The sequence below is a fragment of the Alcanivorax profundi genome (genome assembly GCF_003597125.1).
Lineage (GTDB): Bacteria > Pseudomonadota > Gammaproteobacteria > Pseudomonadales > Alcanivoracaceae > Alcanivorax > Alcanivorax profundi.
Genome location: NZ_QYYA01000003.1, coordinates 591426 through 611573 on the forward strand (window position 1 = coordinate 591426; position 20148 = coordinate 611573).

The 20148-nt window shown below is 57.3% G+C and carries 19 protein-coding genes; 11 read left to right on the forward strand and 8 right to left on the reverse strand.

What is annotated here, in order from left to right; translation table 11 throughout:
• The first annotated feature begins 63 nt into the window (after positions 1 to 63).
• Both D4A39_RS12540 and purU read left to right on the forward strand, forming a co-directional pair.
• Positions 64 to 1083: an AraC family transcriptional regulator gene (locus tag D4A39_RS12540; protein ID WP_022986724.1), complete on the forward strand. Its 1020-nt coding sequence runs from the start codon at positions 64 to 66 to the stop codon at positions 1081 to 1083.
• 17 nt (positions 1084 to 1100) lie between these two features.
• Positions 1101 to 1973, forward strand: a complete 873-nt coding sequence (gene purU, locus D4A39_RS12545; protein WP_022986723.1) for a formyltetrahydrofolate deformylase — start codon at positions 1101 to 1103, stop codon at positions 1971 to 1973.
• A gap of 70 nt (positions 1974 to 2043) precedes the next feature.
• Here purU and D4A39_RS12550 read toward each other — a convergent pair whose 3' ends face one another.
• A complete protein-coding gene (locus tag D4A39_RS12550) occupies positions 2044 to 2703 on the reverse strand; it encodes an outer membrane beta-barrel protein (protein WP_022986722.1) in 660 nt (219 codons plus the stop codon).
• Positions 2704 to 2733: 30 nt separating this feature from the next.
• Here D4A39_RS12550 and rlmM point away from each other — a divergent pair, with 30 nt between their 5' ends.
• Together rlmM and D4A39_RS12560 are read left to right on the forward strand one after the other, a co-directional pair.
• Positions 2734 to 3825, forward strand: coding sequence for a 23S rRNA (cytidine(2498)-2'-O)-methyltransferase RlmM (rlmM, locus tag D4A39_RS12555; RefSeq protein ID WP_233552476.1), 1092 nt, complete (start codon positions 2734 to 2736; stop codon positions 3823 to 3825).
• A gap of 2 nt (positions 3826 to 3827) precedes the next feature.
• Complete coding sequence (locus tag D4A39_RS12560; protein ID WP_022986720.1) at positions 3828 to 5060, forward strand: MFS transporter; 1233 nt, start codon at positions 3828 to 3830, stop codon at positions 5058 to 5060.
• Here D4A39_RS12560 and gspN read toward each other — a convergent pair.
• Complete coding sequence (gene gspN, locus D4A39_RS12565; RefSeq protein WP_158586937.1) at positions 5057 to 5719, reverse strand: type II secretion system protein N; 663 nt, start codon at positions 5717 to 5719, stop codon at positions 5057 to 5059. The two genes, D4A39_RS12560 and gspN, sit on opposite strands and share 4 nt — an antisense overlap.
• Before the next feature lie 10 nt (positions 5720 to 5729).
• Between gspN and D4A39_RS17780 the strand changes: the two genes are divergently transcribed.
• The 6 genes from D4A39_RS17780 to tusA all read left to right on the forward strand — a co-directional run bounded on the left by D4A39_RS17780 (position 5730) and on the right by tusA (position 12313).
• On the forward strand, positions 5730 to 6014 hold the full coding sequence (locus tag D4A39_RS17780) for a hypothetical protein (RefSeq protein WP_158586938.1): 285 nt from the start codon (positions 5730 to 5732) through the stop codon (positions 6012 to 6014).
• Between the two features lie 213 nt (positions 6015 to 6227).
• Positions 6228 to 7253, forward strand: coding sequence for an AraC family transcriptional regulator (locus D4A39_RS12570; protein WP_031227085.1), 1026 nt, complete (start codon positions 6228 to 6230; stop codon positions 7251 to 7253).
• A 375-nt stretch (positions 7254 to 7628) separates the two neighbouring features.
• Positions 7629 to 9485 carry a choice-of-anchor D domain-containing protein gene (locus D4A39_RS12575; protein ID WP_022986716.1) on the forward strand — a complete coding sequence of 619 codons (1857 nt, stop codon included), beginning with the start codon at positions 7629 to 7631 and terminating at the stop codon, positions 9483 to 9485.
• A gap of 161 nt (positions 9486 to 9646) precedes the next feature.
• Entirely contained in the window at positions 9647 to 10759 is a 1113-nt protein-coding gene (locus D4A39_RS12580; RefSeq protein WP_022986715.1) for a DUF6801 domain-containing protein, read from the forward strand.
• Between the two features lie 15 nt (positions 10760 to 10774).
• Positions 10775 to 12001, forward strand: a complete 1227-nt coding sequence (locus D4A39_RS12585; protein WP_233552477.1) for a lipase family protein — start codon at positions 10775 to 10777, stop codon at positions 11999 to 12001.
• Between the two features lie 81 nt (positions 12002 to 12082).
• A complete protein-coding gene (gene tusA, locus D4A39_RS12590) occupies positions 12083 to 12313 on the forward strand; it encodes a sulfurtransferase TusA (RefSeq protein WP_031227079.1) in 231 nt (76 codons plus the stop codon).
• Positions 12314 to 12440: 127 nt separating this feature from the next.
• Here the strand turns inward: tusA and D4A39_RS12595 are convergent, their stop codons facing one another.
• From D4A39_RS12595 to D4A39_RS12615, 5 genes are all read right to left on the reverse strand, one after another.
• Positions 12441 to 13133: a hypothetical protein gene (locus tag D4A39_RS12595; RefSeq protein WP_022986712.1), complete on the reverse strand. Its 693-nt coding sequence runs from the start codon at positions 13131 to 13133 to the stop codon at positions 12441 to 12443.
• A 232-nt stretch (positions 13134 to 13365) separates the two neighbouring features.
• Positions 13366 to 13698 (reverse strand): DUF3325 domain-containing protein, encoded by a 333-nt coding sequence (locus D4A39_RS12600; protein ID WP_022986711.1) that lies wholly within the window; start codon positions 13696 to 13698, stop codon positions 13366 to 13368.
• The gene (locus D4A39_RS12605) at positions 13695 to 15326 is read right to left on the reverse strand and encodes a PepSY-associated TM helix domain-containing protein (RefSeq protein WP_119918225.1); all 1632 of its coding nucleotides are present in this window, start codon (positions 15324 to 15326) and stop codon (positions 13695 to 13697) included. Before D4A39_RS12605 ends, D4A39_RS12600 begins: the two co-directional genes overlap by 4 nt.
• Positions 15323 to 15589: a DUF3649 domain-containing protein gene (locus D4A39_RS12610; protein WP_052017540.1), complete on the reverse strand. Its 267-nt coding sequence runs from the start codon at positions 15587 to 15589 to the stop codon at positions 15323 to 15325. The genes D4A39_RS12605 and D4A39_RS12610 overlap by 4 nt, the downstream gene beginning before the upstream one ends.
• 109 nt (positions 15590 to 15698) lie before the next feature.
• Complete coding sequence (locus D4A39_RS12615) at positions 15699 to 17081, reverse strand: MATE family efflux transporter (protein ID WP_119918226.1); 1383 nt, start codon at positions 17079 to 17081, stop codon at positions 15699 to 15701.
• A gap of 16 nt (positions 17082 to 17097) precedes the next feature.
• On the opposite strand from D4A39_RS12615, the gene D4A39_RS12620 reads away from it, so the two are divergent.
• Positions 17098 to 17685, forward strand: a complete 588-nt coding sequence (locus D4A39_RS12620) for an elongation factor P hydroxylase (protein ID WP_119918227.1) — start codon at positions 17098 to 17100, stop codon at positions 17683 to 17685.
• Positions 17686 to 17960: 275 nt separating this feature from the next.
• On the opposite strand, the gene D4A39_RS12625 is transcribed toward D4A39_RS12620, so the two are convergent.
• Positions 17961 to 19994 (reverse strand): BCCT family transporter, encoded by a 2034-nt coding sequence (locus tag D4A39_RS12625; RefSeq protein WP_022986703.1) that lies wholly within the window; start codon positions 19992 to 19994, stop codon positions 17961 to 17963.
• Positions 19995 to 20148 lie beyond the last annotated feature (154 nt).

Genomic DNA, 20148 nt, shown 5'->3' on the forward strand with positions numbered 1-20148 from the left:
ACAGCAGCCCGGCTGACAATAATGCTGAACGGGTGGATCAGACGGTAAGAGGATAGCTGGTCGATGTACCATCGCAGAACGATCAATATCAATCGAGTGGTCAAACTGCTTCAGGGGGCAGCACGTTCCGGGGCCAGTATTCCGGAGCTTCTCGACAAGTGCGGTATACACCGCCAGTTGCTTGAAGACCCGGATGCCACTATCGAGCGTGATACATTCATCAAGATGATGCTCTTGATCATGGAGCAGACACAGGATGAGTTCCTGGGTTTTGGTCAGGGCCGCAAGTCAAAGCCTGGCACTTTTTCCATGATGGCCCATGCCGTGATTAATTGTCCGAATCTCGGGGCGGCGGTTGAGCGGGGGCTGCGCTTTTATGACCTGTTCGAATTGAGTTCATTTTTGAGTCTGGAAACAGGTGAAGATACGGCCAGGCTGGTCGTCCGTACGGATCCTCGACTGGATTTCCGTGAGGTGATCATTGAGGCCTCCCTGTTCATCTGGCTGCGTTTCATGAGCTGGTTGGTGGGCAAGGCGATCGAGCCACAGGAAGTGAAACTGGACTACTCGGACAGTAAAAATGATGAGGAGCACCGTTTCCTCTTCGATTGCCCCATCGTCTACGGCGCCGATGAGAACGCCGTGAGTTTCAAGGCCGAGTTTCTGGAATTGCCGCTGGTACAGAACGAGCTGTCGCTGTCCAAGTTTCTCAAGGACTCCCTGGCACAACTGTTTGACGGTAACATCCACAATGTGGGGCTACCCGCCCAGATTCGTGCCATCATTTCCAACGAATACGGTAACAGCTTCCCGGATTTCACCGAGATCTGCGGCAAGCTGAACATGACGCCACAGACTCTGCGTCGTCGCCTCAAGGAAGCCAATACCAGCTACCAGGAAATCAAGGACTCGATCCGCAAGGATGCTTCCGTGTACTACCTGTCAAAGCCGGAACTCAGCATCGACGAAATTGCCTTGCTGATGGGCTTCAGCGAAGCCAGCTCCTTCCATCGTGCCTTCAAGAAGTGGACAGGTAAAACGCCGTCCAGTTTCCGTAAAGAGCACTTCGGCGTGACGCAGTAGCCTAACCAGGACCCGAAATGATCGACAACGACGCCACCACGGCGCGCCTGCTGGTGACCTGCCCGGACAAACCGGGCATCATCAGCGCGGTAAGCACTTTCCTGTTCAATCACGGTGCCAACATCACCGATTTCGATCAGCACTCCAGTGATGCCCATGGCGGCACATTTTTCCTGCGACTGGAATTCCAGACCCCGGATCTGGACTGTTCCCGCGATGCTCTGCGAAACAACTTCGCCACGCGCGTGGCGGAACCGTACGGTATGCAGTGGCAGATCAGCTATGCCAGCGAGAAGAAGCGCATGGCGGTGCTGGTATCCCGTCATGATCATGTGCTTATGGATCTGCTGTGGCGGACCTCCCGGGGAGATCTGCCCGCCACCATTCCGATGGTGATCAGCAATCATGATGACCTGCGTGATGAGGTCGAGCGGTTCGGTATCGAGTATCACCATATTCCGGTGACGGCAGACAACAAGGCGGAAGCGGAAGCCGAAGCACTGCGGTTGCTGGAGGGCAGGGTGGACGTGGTGGTCCTGGCTCGCTACATGCAGATTCTCAGCCCGGATTTCGTGTCCAATTACCCCCATCGGGTGATTAATATCCACCATTCCTTCCTGCCGGCCTTTGTCGGCGCGAATCCTTATCAGCAAGCCCACGACAAGGGGGTGAAGCTGATCGGCGCAACCAGTCACTACGTGACCGCAGATCTGGATCAGGGACCGATTATCGAGCAGAACGTGCAGCGGGTCAGCCACCGCCATTCTGCGGCAGAGCTCAAGTCGCTGGGTCAGGACGTGGAGCGTCAGGTGATGCTGCGGGCGGTGCGTTGGCACCTTGAAGACCGGGTCATCGTGGACGGCAACAAGACGGTGGTGTTTGTGAAATAGAGGCGGGTAGGGCTATGACACGGCGCTGAAGCTCTGCAGGCAAAGCTTCAGCGGCGCTGTCACTGGATACTCAGTTTGTGAATCGAAGCCCGATACCGAGGGTGCCGTAAGTTTCGGATTCCAGGCTGGTGTACTGGTATTCGGCGGTAAGAGCAAGTTTGTCGAGCAGAGGTACCGCGACCCCTGCGGTAATGAAGGGGGCGATACCGCTTTGGTTGTCGCTTTGCGGGGCGTCATCAACGATGCTTACTGTCGCGCCGCCGCCATCCAGCAACACTCGGCGTTGATCATCTTCCAGCTTGAAATCGTAAAGGTAGCCCCCTCCTTTCACGTAGAGCCAGTAAGGGCTTTGCCACACGGCCGCCAGAGTGAAGCCGTTCAGTTTCAGCGAGGTTTCTTCTTCGACCCTGACACTGCTGGCCCCGGCCCCTTGCTCTGAGGTAGTAGGGGATCGGGTGAACATGCTGTCCTCCCGCACCTCGCTTTGGCTGATAAAGCCAGCTTCCAGACCAAAGCGACTATTTTTGCCCAGCTCTACACTGTTCAGCCACATGCCAATATTGATGTTCAGCCCATCCGCGGTGTCAAAGCCATAGGGATCCATGTCTGCCCGGATCATCTGGGCTTCGGCGTAGAAATCCACGTCCGGCGGTGCCAGCTCTTCTTCGGCGTGCAGGGGGGCAATCAGGGCGCCGGTCAGCGCCGCGGTCAGCGGGAGTGTTGTTTTCATTATTGATCCAGCCGTTGTGATAAGGACAATGTGCCTCATTGTAACCAGCGCGAGGCAGACATGCACAGCGACTTCCTGAATTCCGGTGACGAAACCCTGTTGGGGCTATGCCGCCCGGGCTTTGAGGCGGATCTTGCCGCCGAACTCAATTTCCATGCCGCCGACAACATGGTGGCGGGCTACCCGCGCGCGACCGCCCATAGCGGCTATGTGCTGTGGCACAGCCAGCAGGGCAGTATGGCTGCCGTGATGGAGAGTGGCTTGATCTTTGCCCGCAGCCTGAGTCTGGCAATAGGGCAGTTTGCCGATATTGGTGATGATCGAATCAGCGCGTTGTGGCCCTTGCTGGAGGATGCTGCCCCGTTTTGCGAGGTTTATCTCGACCATCCGGACACCAATGAGGGCCGCGAGCTCCAGCGTTTTCTCAAGGGGTTCCGCAAGGCCCTGGAGCCGCGCTTGCGCAAGGCGGGTCTGTTGCGCCAGAACGCAAGGCAGCGGGTGCACCTGTTCTTCAGTGATTCACATAACGGCTGGGTTTCAACCAGTCCGGCCGCGATTCCGCTGGCGGAGGGGGGCGTGCGACGTCTGAAGTTGCCGTCGGAAGCCCCAAGCCGGTCTGCGTTGAAGGTGGAAGAGGCCCTGTTGCGGTTCTTTGGTTCCACCGAGGCACTGACCGCCCGGACGGCGGTGGACCTGGGGGCGGCCCCGGGGGGCTGGAGCTGGCAGCTGGCACGGCGGGGGATAAAGGTGCAGGCAGTCGATCACGGCAAGCTCAATGCCCAATTACTGGATGAGTATCCGGTGGAACACATCTATGGGGATGCCTTTACCTGGCGCCCGCGCTCCCCGGTGGATCTGGTGGTCTGCGATGTGGTGGACAAACCCGCCCGTACCCTCCAACAGATGGAAAAATGGCTGGTACAAGGCTGGAGTCGCGCCGCTTTGTTCAATCTGAAATTGCCGATGAAACGCCGTTTTCAGGAAGTCTGGCAGCTGCTGGAAAAATTGTCAGCGTCGATGGAAAAACACCCGGAGCGGGGGCAGGTGGAGATCAAGGCTGCACATCTGTATTACGACAGGGAAGAGATTACGGTGTGGGCCGCCTTCCACCGGGATTACTGACGATGACTGTGACGCGCCCGGCGAAGGGGTTCTTTCTGACATTGGCGGCGTTGTACTTCGCCCAGGCTTTGCCCGTCAGCATGCTGGGCAAAGCCATGCCGGCACTCGCCAGGGAGGCGGGATTGTCGACCCAGTGGATAGGCTTTCTCGCCTTGCCTGCGATTCCCTGGGCATTGAAATTCATTTGGGCCCCCTGGGTAGACCGTTGGGGAAGCGGGCGACCCAATCATCGCAAGCGATGGGTGCAAGTCTGCCTGCTGGCTGTGATTGCCGTATTGGGCGTAGTGGCCATGTTCCCGCGAGAATGGTTGCTGGGGCCGGGCTTTGTGGTGTTGCTCGGGCTGCTTTTCCTGCTCAACTTTTTCAGCGCGACCCAGGACATTGCCACGGATGGTCTTGCCACCCGCTTGCTGACGCCGGAATGGCGGGGCCTGGGGAACAGCATTCAGGTAAATGGTTACAAGATTGGCATGATGGCCGGAAGCAGCGCCTTGCTCATTCTGGTTGACCTGTGGGGCTGGCATTCCACTGTGGCGCTGGTGATCGCGGCCATGATGTTGGTGTTGGTCCAGGTCACTCGCTTCAAAGAGCCAGCAGAGCCTGTTCACCAGCAGCAACGGGAGCCGGTGAGTCTGAGTTGGTGGTGGCGTGAATTGACCCGTTTCTGGCTGCGACCAGGGGTCTTGTCGTGGTTGCTGATCCTGCTGTTTTATAAAGTCGGTGACAGTTTTGGTACCCGTATGATCAACCCCTATCTTGTCGACAGCGGCTGGAGCTTGTCGGCGATTGGCACACTGGACCTGTTTGCGTCATTAATGGGGCTGGCGGGGGCGGCACTTGCCGGGTTGATTATGGTGCGTGTTCATCGCCGCAGGGTGTTGGTGGCCTTTGCCCTTTTACAGGCATTGTCCTTTGTGGCCTGGGCCTGGCTGGCCAGTACCGGCAACCCAGTACCGGCGACACAGGTGTGGTTGGTGGCCCTGTTTGAGCAGTTTGCAGATGGTCTGTCCACGGTGGCCCTGTTTGTCGTGATGATGGATTACTGTCGCAGTAGCCATGAGGGTAGCGACTACACGATGCAAGCCTCTGTGAGGCTGTTTGCAGCAGGCCTTTTTACATTGGTCAGTGGTTTTAGCGCTGCCTGGATGGGGTATGCACTGCATTTCCTGTTGGCGGGATTGCTGTCGGCGGCGATTATTCCCGTTATCCTGATCTGGAAACCGCCGGCATCCTAGCCGGCGTTGGCATCCGGTAACGATAACTCGTGTTGAGTGCTGAAAATTACATCCTCGGTGTTGCCTTCTTCTCCCATGCCAAGCAACAGGGGAAGTGCCCGAAACACTTGCAGGGTTAAGGTTTTCCCCTCCACCTGTGCATGGGCCAGTGGGCGGCTTTCGGGTCCGGTGATTGAGAGTGATGGGCCCAGTGGAGTCATGGCGAGCACCCCATCCAGAGGCGGCAGGGGCATCTCCATGCCTGGGCCTAGGGAAACCTGTCCACCCTGGTAACGTAGCGTCCCGGTGGCTTCTGCGATGGTGTTCTCCCGAATACTGAGGGAAGCGAGGGCCAGGTCCAGATTACCGTGAGCCTCTCCCTGCGGCATAAAGTCATTGATGAGATCCATCGGCAGCTGTGCTCGCCAGTGCTGTAAAGTCCAGTCGCCCCAGTCAGCACCGATCCAGCCCTCCGCATGGATCGGCCCGGTGTGCAAGGCAACCTGTACGCCCGGTGTCAGCCAGTGCCAGTCCATTTCCCAGCGAATCTGAAGCGCTTTTCCCTGCCATTCCATATCGCCCTGGCCACGCCACCACAAGCCCGAGAGCTGGGGCCTTGGTAACCCCTCTTCATTGTCAATGGCTTCGGGCAACGCGCCAGTCACCACAGACGCCGGCATGAGCATGATCATGAAAAAAAGAAAGGCGGTTATAAAGATGGCGCTGAGACCCAGTATTGACCGTAGGGGAGGCATCCAGTTTCTCCCGGTTGTTGTTATTGGACAGCGAGGCTGCGGCAATTACGGGTTAGGGGAAAGCAAGATGAAAATAAAATATGAATCTGGTCACGAAAATAAATTCGCTTTTGGTAAAAGGGGACAGGCGTTGAGCTGGTTTTTGTCATTACCGGTCAGGCGGTGGTGGTTCAGTAAAAAGGGTGCCTATGATGAAAGTGCGTGCGAGGGATCGTTGTAAAAACTAATACATAATTATTATTGGTGGCGGTTTTATTAACAGCAAATAATCATTATAAAAAATGAATTTTTATTCCGGATTATCCATTTTTAGAGAGTGAGAAACGTTTCCCGGTTTAACGGTGTGGATGCGTGGATGATGATCGCCTGACGTGCAGAACGGAATCTGCACATAACACCTAACAAGAAGAATCACAGGGAAGAGGGACTGAGCATGTTCAGGATAAACAGCATGGCCTATGAGGTGCCGCTGGTATCAGGCCTGTATGCGCAACGGTTTATCGAGTTCATGGAAGCCAGAGGGATCAGTAAAGAGGCTTTGCTGGAAGGCACTGAACTGGACGAGGTGCTTAAGAACTCAGGGACACTGTTGTTATCCATCAATCAGGTTACCCGCATGATGGCCTCAGCTCGTCGTTTTCTTGATGATGATATGGCCGCGTTTGAGTTTGGCAGAACGCTGGATCTTCAGGGTCATGGCTTATTGGGTTTTGCTTTGCTCAAGCAGAAAGACTTCCGCGACCTTGCCAACATGGTTGTGCAATACCTGCGGGTGTCATTGCCGATACTGGATATGAGGGTGTCATGCAGCGGCGATGAAATTCGCATCGCGTTGCAGGATGTGTGGGATCTCAAGGAGCTGCGCCCTTTCTTCGTGAATATCTACATGGGTAGCATATATTCGCTTACCTCTTTGATTTGTCGCAGGTTTCACTTCGAGTTTGATTTTTCCGTCGATCATGAACATGAAATGTGGCACCGCCTGGCCCCCCACGCAAATTTGTCGTTTTCGTCATCGGGGAATCAGGTGGTGGTGCCGCTTTCAGGTCGCCCGGCAAGGGATGGCAATGATGAGCTGGCATTCTATCTGGCTAGTGCCCGTTCCCGGGATGATGTCAAAGGCGATGAACATATGGAGTTGGTGGCCCGTGTCCGTGAAGAAGTGCTGCGATATCCCGGACGTGAAGGCACTCTGGAGCGTGTGGGTGAGCGGTTGGGTATGAGTGCGAGATCACTACGTCATCACCTGAAAATGGCCGGTGTATCGTTTCATGATATCCGAAACCAGGTGCGCAAAACCTTTGCAACGCGCTATCTCAAAGATACCAACATGCCACTGAACAAGATCGCCGAAGTGCTTGGTTATAGCGATCAAGCGAGTTTTACCAAAGCCTATCGTGGCTGGACCGGTGCAACACCGGGAGATATACGACGAGGTTTTATTCAGACTCAGTCGTGATGGTTAAGGTTGTCTCGCGACTATGCCCAGAAATCGCCATTGAGCGGGTTATTCTCTTGCCGTTGCGGTGTTTCTGATAGCAAAAACGTCTTTTTATTATCAGCTGAATATACGTTTTTGCATGCGCTTCTCTTGCTGAATGCGTAAAGCATCACAGCTGTCTTTTTTAACAAACTCTGCGTCACTCCTAACAATGCACCTGATCGGGGCTTGCGAATAATGACTGCAATGTACCTGTGGGAAGGGAAACGTCTGCCTGTTATTCCTGCACATGGAGTTGCGGGTGCATTGTCGCAGGCTGGCAGGGAAGCAGTCGCCATGGCTCTGCGATAACAACAAATGAAAATTGAGAATAATCAATACGAGGAGTGAGTCATGACCCCCCGAACGCTGAATATCGGACCGTTCCAGATGCGGTCACTGGCAGCGGCTGCCATGCTCGCCGCCAGTGGCGCAGCACAGGCGGTACCTGTCGAAGCAGACATGTACTTCCAGTGTACTTACCCGTTGATCGGGCAGCAGCCGCTGACCGCCAACATCCAGACTGACATGCCTGAAAGTATTGGTGTAGGTGAGGCCACGGGTGCGTTCACCCTGAGCATTACCGCGACCGCTGAAGGCAATACCTGGCAAGGGCTTAGCCTGGTGGGAGCTACCACCATCGAGGGGTCTGCACAGGCGGATTCTACGGTGAGTGGTAATTCCCTGAACTTGCCTCTGACCATTCCGCTGGGCATTCCTGTTACGGATATTGCGGGCGTTTCGGGCCCGTTTGATCTTGTGGCGACTGGGGATACTCCGTCACTCACCTTTACCGAAAGCAATGTCGGCATGGTAGATATCTTCGTGGAAGAAAATATGTCTCTTGCCATGATCGCGCGCAAGGCGGATGGCACCTATGTTGACTTCGGTTCCGCCTGGCATGATCCAAACAACCCGGAAGTGTTCCTGGTGGATTGTGTAATGGATCAGGCCCGTATGAATGACAACGGCGTGACCAATCTGCTGCACTCGTTTGAAGTCGAGACTGTGGCGGTTGAGCAGAACATCGATGTAGATATGGACGAGCTGGACTTCGGCCAGGTGCAGGGTGGCCTGACTGAAATGCAGACGGTGACCATTTCCAATACGGGTGGCCAGCCACTGGGTATCAATGGTGTTTCCATTGCTGGTACTGACGCCAGTGCCTTTATGCAGACCAACGACTGTACCACTCTGGCACAGGGCGAAAGCTGCACGGTGGATGTCACCTTCATGCCTACCGGCGAAGGGGCTCGCAGCGCCAACCTGGTAATCGAATCTGATGATCCGGATTCCCCAAGCGTGGAAGTTGCCATGAGTGGTCAGAGCGTTCTTGCACCTGAACCGGCGATGACGGTTGACCCTGAATCGGTTTCTTTTGGCTCAGTAACGGTGGGTACCAGCAAAGACAGCTCTGTCACCATCGGCAACGAAGGCACTGCTGCCCTGACCATCACCAACGTCTCTGTTGGCGGTGCTGATAGCAGTGAGTTCATTCAGAGCAATAACTGTGTGAATGTGGCCCCGGATGCAACTTGTACCGTATCTCTGACGTTCACGCCTGCGGGCGAAGGCGCCAGAAGCGCGACGCTGAACATCCAGTCCAATGACACGGCTAGTCCGAATCTGGACATCGCGATGACAGGCACCGGTATCTCCAATTCCCAGCAAGGTGTAGAGATGACCTATGGGCTGTCTGGCAGTACCCACATCAAGAAAGCCTACGGCGATGTGAGCCTGAGCGGCACCATCGATGCGCTTCTGGATCTGGCCAGCGGTGATTTTACTGCGGATCTGGCTCTCGATCCTTCAAGTGGCAGCTTCCGTATCCTCTACGGGTGGAAACTGGTAACGGCCGATGCGGATATCGAGTTCGAACCGGTGGGTGAAACCACAGGTAACATTGGGGCTGGTAATGTTCTGACTGCGGAGACCCAGATGTACATCAAACTGCCAAAAGTGAAGATGAAAATCTTTGGCTGGGCTCTGCCTGTCGGCGGTGGCGATGAGTGTCGTACCTCCGAGCCCGTATCCATCCAGCTGGCCAGCCCGGAAGGGGAATCCTTCGATCCGCTGGGCGCGGGTGGCAACCTGATCGGGACCTACGATCTGCCGGGCCTGGAAAACTGTGGTGGTCTGACTGACCTGCTGAACGTCTTCATGGCGGGTAGCGGTAACACCATCGAGCTGTCCCTGGATCCGCAACTGTAATGTTCTGGCGGTGCTCTGCTTCGGCAGGGCGCCGCTCAGCACTACAGTTGTTTCGGTCTTGCTGTGCCAATCCGGGCACAGCTTCTATCTGATCTTAATGGTTGCCCAAAGCCGGGCGGTTGATGCCGGTTTTGGGCAACCATTAGTGATGGACAAAGCTTATGTCTCTTGAACATGTTGGGCCGGTGGCGACGACGGCGTTGCTGATGCTGTTGTCGGCATCGTCGGCGGCGGCCCCGGTCTCCGCCACGCTGGATTACACCTGTGTTTTTCCCCTCATTGAAGAGCAGCCCCTCAGTGTCGACATCACCTCTGAGATGCCGGGCAGCCTTGCGGTTGGGCAACCCTCAGGAAGCTTTCAGATCAATGGTACCGCGACTGTTTCTGCCGAATCCTGGAATGGTCTGGATTTTGTTGGCAGCGATACGTTGTCCGGACAAGTGGATGCCCATGCCTCTGTCACTGGTAACGGACTGTCGTTACCCCTTGTGATTCCAATGGAGATCGCTGCACAGCCAATGCCTGATGAGCAGGGCGCCTTCTCTATTGTCGCTTCAGGTGTGACACCGTCCCTGACGTTCACGTCCGACAATCAGGGGGCGGTAGAAATACGGGTAGGGAACCTGGTGCTGAACCTCACTCCCCGTGACGATAATGATAATCCGACAGGACTCGGTGATTTTCAGAGTGATTGTGTGCCGGTCACGGGTGAGGAGGCTCTGCTACACACCATCACGGTGTCTGGCGATGACGCAGGTTCTGCTACGTTCGGGGTAACGGGTGATGCTGTTCTGAAAGGAAAGGCGAATTGGCCCTTAGTGGGAGAGCTGACCGTGGAAACTTCGGGTAGTAGTGTTTCGGGGAGCATGGGGCTCGAGACGTCTGCGCTGTCACTGGATATCCCGGGTCTGTTCAAAACGTTCTCTCTGGATGCGCAGGCAACGCTTGAGCCTGTTTCTTCTGTATCGGGAGAGTTGATTGATGGCGAGTTGGTACTGTCTCTCCAGGCACGGATCCGGCTTGCCGATATTCGCCTTAAATTGTTCGGTGTGCCGATCGCCATTTACAACGGTGAGCAATGTGTCAGCTCACAGGCAATGTCGCTATCAGCAGTGACGCCTCCCGGGCAGCATTTTGATGTTACGACCGGGGGGCAGGTGACGGGTGAGTACTCTGTGCCAGCGTTTGAAAATTGCGGGGTCATGACAGGGCTGGTCAATCGGTATCTGGCGGGGGCGGGCAGTAGCTTGTCCCTGCAGCTGGCACCGCTATAACAAAAGGGCGACAGGATGAAACGAACAAACCGTAATCTCATCAGACTCCCGGACATCATGACGGGGTTGGTGGCGACGATATCATTCGGGTTGTTGTCGTTGGCGTCGGCAAGCCATGCCGATGACAGCTTTTATCAACCCCCATCGCCTATTCCTGCCGGCTTGCCAGGGGATATCGTGTCCTCGCGCGAAGCGAAGGCAGGGCCACCCCGTGCCCGTGAACTGGCCCATGCCTGGCAGGTGATGTACTTGTCCTCCGACGGGTTGGGAAACCCGAATGTGGTAACTGGCACGGTACTGGTTCCAAAAGGCCATGACCCGGCGACCTTGCCAGTGATAGGGATGGCGCCGGGTACGGCAGGGCCGGCTTTCCGCTGTGCGCCCTCGCGGATGATCGACAAAGGTGCCTTCTATGAGCAGCCGGCCATCAACGACATGCTCGAGCGAGGCTATGCCGTCGCGGTGACGGACTATGTTGGCTATCACCCGGAACCTGAGACGACTTACATTATCGGGAAGTCCATGGGTGCGGCCTTGCTGGATGTGGTCCGTGCCGCTCAGCGACTGCCAGAAAGTGGATTGTCTTCGTCTTCGGCGGTGATGTTGCGGGGGTATTCCCAAGGTGGTGGGGCGACACTCTGGGCGGGTGAAATGCATTCTGCCTATGCCCCCGAATTGGACTTGCGAGGCCTGGCCGCCGGAGGCGTACCCGCAAACCTGGCCCAGGTGGCGCTGCCTTTGAATGGGCAAGCGGGTTTCGGGGTGTTGTTGTATGCGTTACTGGGGCAAGACAACCTGTACCCGGAACTGTCTTTGACTCCGTACCTGAATGCTCAGGGGCAACAGGCCGTTACGGAGATGGTCAGCGACATGTGTGTACTGGAATTACTGCAGGATTTTCAGGGCGTTTCCCTGGCCGATGTGACCGACGTCAACCCGTTAACCGGGCCGCGCTTGCAACGCATTGCCGAGAATGAGCTGGGCAAGGGCACGCAGTCGGTGCCTGTGTACCAGTATCATGAGGAGCAGGATGGTTTGGTCGCGTTTTCCCAGGCGCGTGATCTTAAAAACCTGTATTGCAGCAAGGGGGTAAACGTTCAGTGGCAACCGGTGGATACGCAAGGCAGCAGCGGAGTCGTGCGGCACATCAATCTGGCCTACCGGGGAAACAGCGGGGTCAATCTGTTCATCGATGAGGTGCTACAGGGACAGACGCCGTTATCCAATTGCGACGGGGGTTGAGGCGGCGAGATTGTGGGGGGCTGCGAAATCATGGCCAGCCAGTATAATGGCGGCCTGTTTTCGCAACCGGAGCCCCGTTCCATGGACGCCCAACACCACCTTGATGCCACTGGTCTGCTGTGTCCGGAACCGGTCATGATGCTCCACAACAAGGTTCGCGACATGGCCCCGGGCGAACTCCTGGAAGTCCGCGCCACAGACCCCTCCACCGAGCGAGATATCCCCAAGTTCTGCCAATTCCTCGGTCACACCCTGGAGAAACAGCAGGTTGAGGGGGAGGTGTATTGGTATTGGATCAGGAAGAAGCAGTGAACAGTTAACAGCGATGCGCGGTTAGCGCATTCAGGCTTTTTAACGTACGAGGCCGCGCCCAAGAATTGGGCGCGGCCTCGTTGCTTACAAATCAAGCAAACGTTGCTCGCGCAACTGTTCACTACCCTTACCGCTCTGTCGCCAACATCGCCACCGCAGCCAGCGCTTCCGGGTCCCGTTCTTTGAGTTTGTTGGCGATACCGTGCTGGAAGAAGTAGCGGAAGTGGTCTTTCTCCTGGGCAGAGGTGAGACATTGGGCGCCGGGGAGCACCGGGGTCTGTACCGGGTCGTTTTCTTCCGCAACCATGGCCGACAGGGTGCCATCCGCGTGCAGGCGCCAGCTGACCACTTCCATCAGGCTGATGGTGTGGAACTCATCGGCTGAGAATACGGCGTGGGTGCCGATGGTGTCCGGGATTTCCTGAACAGAGTGCTGCCCGGGTTGGGGTTTGCCAAAGAAGCGAACGGCGGCATCCAGCTCTTGCACTTTATGTTCCGGGGCATCCACGAACAGGTAGTCACTGCCTGGCAGGCGGTATCCTTCCCAGCGACCGTTTAACGGGTCGGCCAATGCCATTGCGGTAACGGGGCTTTTCAGCCAGGGGACCATGGCAACCGTATCGCCATTGGCCAATCGGGCCCAGGCCAGAATCTTCAGCGAGAACAGGGTGTCAGGATGGCTGTCATTGGCGTACAGCAACTCAATGCCATCGTATTCCGGTGACAGGCGAAGTATAGGGGGCTGGGCCGCTTTGCGACGTGGAGAGAAAGGAACAACGTTGCTGTTCCCGCCAGGGTGTTGCCGGTGAGCCGAAGTCATGGGCACCTCCCGGTACGTGTCCTAGAGGGTCGCCAATGTTGTTACACCCGGCAGGGTGCTGGCACGATCACATGCCATGGCGACCGTTGGTTCACGTTAGCCTGTCAGACGCAGGCATGCAAGTTGTCGCGCAAGCGTCATGAGCGGTGGCGCGAATGCCGGACAGATGGCACCCGCAGGAGGTGGGCGACGCGATGGTCTGTGGGACCATCGCGTCAACGGAGCAAGAAACTCAGGCGCTGACGAGAGCCAGTGCGCCACTGGCGATCGGTAGCGCCATGGCAAGACGCCAAGCTAACCGCTGCTGATAGGGCAACAAAAACACCAGAGGCAAACCGGCAAAGGCAAACAGACCGATGGCCATGAACAGCGCCAGACCGGTTGGCCACACCTGCAGTACACAGACCAGCGACACCGCCAGACAGGCCCAGCCGCTCCAACGGGCCAGCCGGGCTCGCGGCTCTGGCAGTTTGCGATCCAGAATCTGCGGCTGATGACGCTTCATTGCCAATGCCAACAGGGTCATACCGCTGAACGCCAGGCAGACAGCAAATAGCAGGATCATGCGTTTTCTCCCGCAGGCGCGGTTGTGGAAGGCGTGGTACGTTTAGCCGGTTTTTTTCGCGGTGCACGCTTGGCGGGGGCTGGCTTACGTATCAGTCGCCAAAAGGTGTAGCCACCCGCGCCAGCAAAGGCCAGACAGACCAGATCGACACTGGCCAGGGCAGGGTGCTGCCACGCCACGGCAGTGAATAGATGGGAATCCGTCGTCAACACATTGATCACCGGCACGGCCAGCCACAATACGGTGCCGAGGGCGACCTGTTCCTGCCAACCGCTCCGGTTGGGGCGTAGCAGGGCATGGATCAGTGCGGCAAGCCATACCAGAAAGAACACCTGTATTTCCTGATCGCCCCGGTTTTCCAGCGTCACAGGCAGCAAACGGTTGCCAATGAAATAGGCGGCAATCGCGATCATCAAGCCAGAGATGGCCGCCATATTGAGACCGTTCACCAGCTTCAGGGAAGAGCCCGGAACCTGGTCGCGTTTTAGTTGCTGTGTGCGCTTGTTGACCCACAGCAACATGCCAGTGATAGCCATGGCGGAGCCGGCAATGCCGAACAGGAAAAACAGCCAGCGTGTCAGCGGGTCCGCGAAGCGAGCCATGTGCAGGCTGGTGAAGACATTATAGATTCGCCAACTGGGAGCAACGGGATCTTCAGAGGGTAGCAGGGTCTGCTGCAGTTCCCCGTTTACGCCGTTATATACCTGCACCGGATCGCCCCCACGTTGACGCGCGGTAATGGCAGGGTCCCGGTCTACACGCAAGCTGATGACGGCATTATCGCGGTTCGGATTGGTGACGCCGATGCGTGTCACCGGTTTACCGAAATGGGCTTCGGCTTGTGCAATCAGGGGTTTGATGTCGACCATCTCGGCGGGGTTGCCGGGGCGCTGGGCCTCTTCTCCACCACGGGAAAAGACCTCGGAGAAAAAGTCACGCCGGTTTTCCGGATAGGCGGCATCAATTCCCCAGGGCATCAGCATGGTCATGAACAGTAGCAGGCCCGAATAAGTGATCATGAAATGGTAGGGCAAGGCCAGTACGGCCGTGGCATTGTGGGCATCCAGCCACGATCGTTGTCCCTTGCCGGGCCGGAAGGTAAAGAAATCCTTGAAGATCTTCTTGTGGGTAATCACCCCGCTGATGATCGCAATCAGCATGAACATGGTCGCCAGACACACGACCCAGCGGCCGACTTCCCGGGGTACCCCATGCAGCTGGTAATGGAAGCGATAGAGGAAGTTGCCACCGGCGGTGTCACGCGGTTCGACCACCTGCCCGCTGTCGGCATCCATGGATACGCTTTCACCGCGATGACGGCCGCCCCCTTGTTGTTGACGCTGCTGCAGCGGTTGCCAGCGTAGCTCGGCGACGGTGTGCCGGGCGGAGGGCAGGCTGATATCCCAGGAACGGGCGTCGCTGGCCTTGTCGTTGAGCACCGCCACAGCCATGTCCAGTGTGTTGGGGGTCAGGGTGGAATCGTGGGTTTCCGGCTCCATCCACAGGGTGATTTCTTCACGGAAGTAGGCACTGGTACCGGTAATAAAAATCGCGACCAGCAGCCAGCCCAGTAACAGTCCGACCCAGGTGTGTAGCCAGGCCATGGATTGGCGGAAGGAGCCGTTCATGACGGGCTCCCGATCAGATACAAGGCGCCAAACACCAGGCTTACTAGTGCAATGCCACCCCAGGCCCGCCAGGCGCTGCGAACAGAAAAAGCCCAGATGGCAGCGCAGGCGCATAGCAGGAATGCCACCAGAATGCCGGTAATGACGGCTTCGTTACGGGGCATGGGCAAAATCACGGCCAGGGCCATGGCGCACAATGCGCTCAGGGCATAGCCTCCCAGCGCCGCGGCGAGTGTCCGGGACGTTATCGAGCGTGGAGTCATAAAGCGATACTGCGGCAAGTTAACGAAAAATGAGAATCGTTATTATCCGCGATAACGTGCAAACAAAATGCACATTTGCTTGAGGCAAGCGTAAAGAATGTCAGCGTGATCAGGCCGCCTGGGCAGACTTGGCGTCAGCTGTTGCGTGAACAAGGGGTTGTTTCATCCGCCAGCGCAGGCGCAAGCCAAGAAGAACCGCCGCCACGGTGAGTCCGGCCACCAGTCCGATCCAGAAACCGGCTGGCCCCATGGCCGGTACCAGCCAATCGGTCAGCCCCAGGCTGTAGCCCAGCGGCAAGCCAACGCCCCAGTAGGCAAACAGGGTCATCAGCATGGGCTTGCCAGTGTCTTCAAAACCGCGCAGGCAACCGTTGGCACATACCTGCAAGGCATCGGAAATCTGATACAAGGCGGCAAACAAGAGCAGGTAGGAGGCGAGTGCAATCACCTCCGGGTTACTGGTATAGATATGCGGGATCCAGTGGCGAGCAACCACCAGAGCGAGCGCGGCAACGACACCGACAATGACGCTGATCATTAACGCGATCTGCACGGCATTGCTAAGGCTCGCTGTATCTGCACGGCCCCGGGCGTGGCCCACGCGTACTGTGGCCGCCAGCGCAAAGCTGAGCGGCACCATGAAGATCAGGGAGGTGAAATTCAGCGCAATCTGATGGCTGGCGACGGTTTGCGCCCCCAGGCTGCCGATCAACAGCGCAATCACGGCAAAGATGCTGACCTCAAAGAAAATCGACAGGCCCACAGGCAGGCCCAGACGCAGCATGTAGCCCAGACTCGGCATTTCAAAGTGGCGCCGGCGCAGGTTCAGCGGCGCACTCCGGTAAACCGGGTGGCGATGAGTGTAGACCAACATCATCAACGCCATGCACCACATCACCAGCGAAGTGGCCCAACCGCAGCCGACGCCGCCCATGGCCGGGAATCCCAGCTTGCCGTAGATCAGGATGTAGTTGCTGGGGATGTTGATCAGCAAGCCGATCACGCTGAACAGTAACACCGGACGGGTGTGATTCATCGCTTCGGTGTAGCTACGCAAGGCGAGCATGATCGCCGCCCCCGGCATGCCCCAGCTCAATGCATCCAGATAGCCGCTGACCATGGGGCGGATGGCAGGATCTACCTCCATCCAGACCATGACCGGCGCCACGCTGCGCAGGATCAGCGCGCACAGCACACCCAGGCCAAGGGCAAGCCAGAGGCCCTGCTGGGCCAGCGGGTTGATACGGTGGTAAGCTTCGCCGCCCAGATGCCGTGACAGGATCGGGGTGGCGCTCATCAGCACGCCGGTCATGAACAGGAACAGGGGCACCCAGATACTGGCGCCCACCGCAACGGCGGCAAGGTCATTGGCGCTGACGCGGCCTGCCATCATGGTGTCAACAAAGCCGTTGGCGGTCTGTGCCAGCTGGCCACCGAGAATCGGCAGGGCGAGCGTGAGCTGGGCGGCAAATTCCTGACGGCGGGAAGACATAGGCGTGATAAATCGTATGAGTGAGACACAGGGTTGGAGCAAGGCGGCTACCATACCGCAAAGCACAACAAAGGTGCACCGTAGTGCTGACCTTGAGGTCCTTTTTCGCGCGACTTTTTTCCACGACTACGCCACGGTGCTGGTAGGGGGCGCACTGGAGCCGGTGTACCTGCCCGGCAGCCCGCACCGAATCTGCTATACACAGGATTACTTTCGCAGTGCCTTGCACGAGATTGCCCACTGGTGTGTCGCCGGGGACGCCCGTCGCCAGCTCGAAGATTATGGTTACTGGTATGCGCCGGATGGTCGTAATGCCGAGCAACAGGCACAGTTCGCCAGTGTGGAAGTGCTCCCCCAGGCCTTCGAGGCGTTATTCTGCGCCGCGTGCGGTCACGATTTTCGGGTGTCACTGGATAACCTGAATGGGGATGGCGGGGATGAGCGGGTCTTCGCCGAACAGGTCTGGGCTCGGGTAGAGGCTCTGCTCAAGCAGGGCGTGCCAGAGCGTGTCGAACGTTGGTGCGATGCGTTGGCGGGCTTCTACGACCGCCAAGACCTTCCCCTGTCAGATGCCCTGCGACAAACCTTCCTGCTACCGTTATAGGAGCGGGGGATCCACCGAGATTGGCGCGATTTCGCGGTGGAACCACCGCTCCCACAAAACCTGGGATGCCCTCATTGTGGGAGCTTGCGTGCAAGCGAATGGTCAACCTATCGTCTGCAGGCAGACTCCCACAAAAAGATTTGTCCCTGGACTACACCTGGGGTTTGGCTTCTGATTTTCCTCGCAGCTCATAGCTCGCTGCTCGTAGCTAAAAAAAGGCCGCGCCCTATGGGCGCGGCCTTTTCTGTGAGGATCATGGATCCAGCTTTGCGCTCTTAACGCAGCATATGCAGGAAGTGCATGTGTTTCTCGTACTGGTCCAGAACGTCGGCGATCACCTGCTCCTTGGTGTAGCCCATCAGGTCGTAATCCTGACCCCCTTCTTCCAGGAACACTTCCGCGCGGTAGTAGGTGTCCTTGTCCGCATGTTTCCTGGAATGGTCCAGCTGACGGATGGTCAGTGACGGGCGGGTATAGCCGCGTACCCGGACACCGTATATGAAATCTATCTCGCCGCTGTGGCTGATTTCCAGATAGGCGCGGTCGTCTTCATGGCGAATATCCACTTTCAAACCGTAGGTTTCCAGTTCAGCCGCCACAGTTTCCAGTGCCGGCTTTACGGTAGTTTCCAGAAACTCCAATACCCTGGCCCGGATCGGGAAGTTGACCATGTTCTTGAGTCGGCTCTTCCATCCGCCAGCCGGGCGTTGATGGCCCACGTTCAACTCGGGAGGGGGCGCGACTGACGCCTGCAGACTGCGCAGACGGATGTTTTCCACCTTCAGCGAGCGCAGCAAGCCATAGGCGGCAATCAGCAGCACCAGGGAGAATGGCAGGGCAGCGGCAATAGTTGCCGACTGCAGCGCGCCCAGTCCGCCGGCGAGCATCAGGGCAATGGCGACAATGCCTTCAGAGCTCGCCCAGAACACGCGTTGCCATACCGGGGTGTCGTCATGGCCACCGGACGCCAGCATATCCACCACCATGGAGCCGGAGTCGGAGGAGGTGACGAAGAACACGATCACCATCAGCGTGGCGACGCCTGAAATAAACCCAGAGAAGGGGAATTGTTCCAGGAAGTGGAACAACGCCACCGACATGTTCTCGTTCACCAGGGCGCCCAGCTCGGCAAAGGTATTGCTCATGATCATGTTGATGGCGGAGTCGCCGAACACGGTCATCCAGAACAGGGTGAACCCGGCAGGCACGAACATGACGCCCATGGCGAATTCACGAATGGTACGGCCACGGGAAATACGGGCAATAAACAGACCCACAAAGGGCGACCAGGCGATCCACCAGCCCCAGTAGAAAATGGTCCAGCCGCCGACCCATGCCTGCGGGCCGCCGTCTTCCTTGGGTTGGTAGGCATACAGGTTGAACGTCATGCTGACCAGTTCAGACAGGTAGGCGCCCACGTTCTGCATGTAGGTTTTCATCAGGAAGACGGTAGGGCCGAGGATCAGCACGAAGGCCAGTAGCAGAAAGGCGAGGCCCAGATTGAGTTCAGACAGGCGCCGAATCCCTGCGTCCAGCCCGGTGACCACGGAAATCGTGGCCAGGCCGGTGATGCCGATGATCAGGAATACCTGCACGGTGTCGCTGACCGGCAGATCAAACAGATAATTCAGCCCGGCGTTGACCTGCTGAACGCCAAAGCCCAGTGAGGTGGCGACGCCCAGTACGGTGCCCACGACGGCGAAGATGTCCACCGCATGCCCGATGGGCCCATAGATCTTTTTGCCAATAATGGGGTAGAGCGCAGAGCGCAATGTGAGGGGCAGCCCGCGGCGGAAACTGAAGTAGGCGAGAATCAAGCCGACGATGGCGTAGATCGACCAGGCATGCAGACCCCAATGGAAGAACGTGACCCGCATGGCCTCTTTCGCGGCGGCAATGCTGTTGGGCTCAGCCATCGGCGGGCTGGTGAAATGCATGATGGGCTCGGCGACACCAAAGAACATCAGGCCGATGCCCATGCCTGCTGAGAACAGCATGGCAAACCAGGAACTGTAGCTGTAGTCCGGCTCTGAATGGTCAGGCCCGAGCTTGATTTCACCGTAGCGGCTGATGCCCAGGAACGCGACCAGAGAAATAATGATGGCCACGGTAAGAACGTAAAACCAGCTGGCTTCTTCAAGCACGGCGAGTTTCAGGTTGTTGAAAAAATTGCCTGCGGTTTCAGGGGCAATAACAGAGAAAAGTACCAGACCCATGATGATGATCAGTGAGCCGTAGAAGACAGGGGGATTGATCTTGGTCTGGATGCCCGAGGTGGGTGTGCTCTCCTGCTCGGCAGAATCAGACATAGGAAGCTCCTTGTGCAGTTGGCAATCGGGAACCCTTCTATCTCAATCGAACGCTGCGTCCTTCAGGATAGTGACACAATGCAAGGGTGCGGCCGGCCATGGCAGAAACCGGTAATCACACCGCAGAGCACAATAACAATTGCAGTCAGTGGTT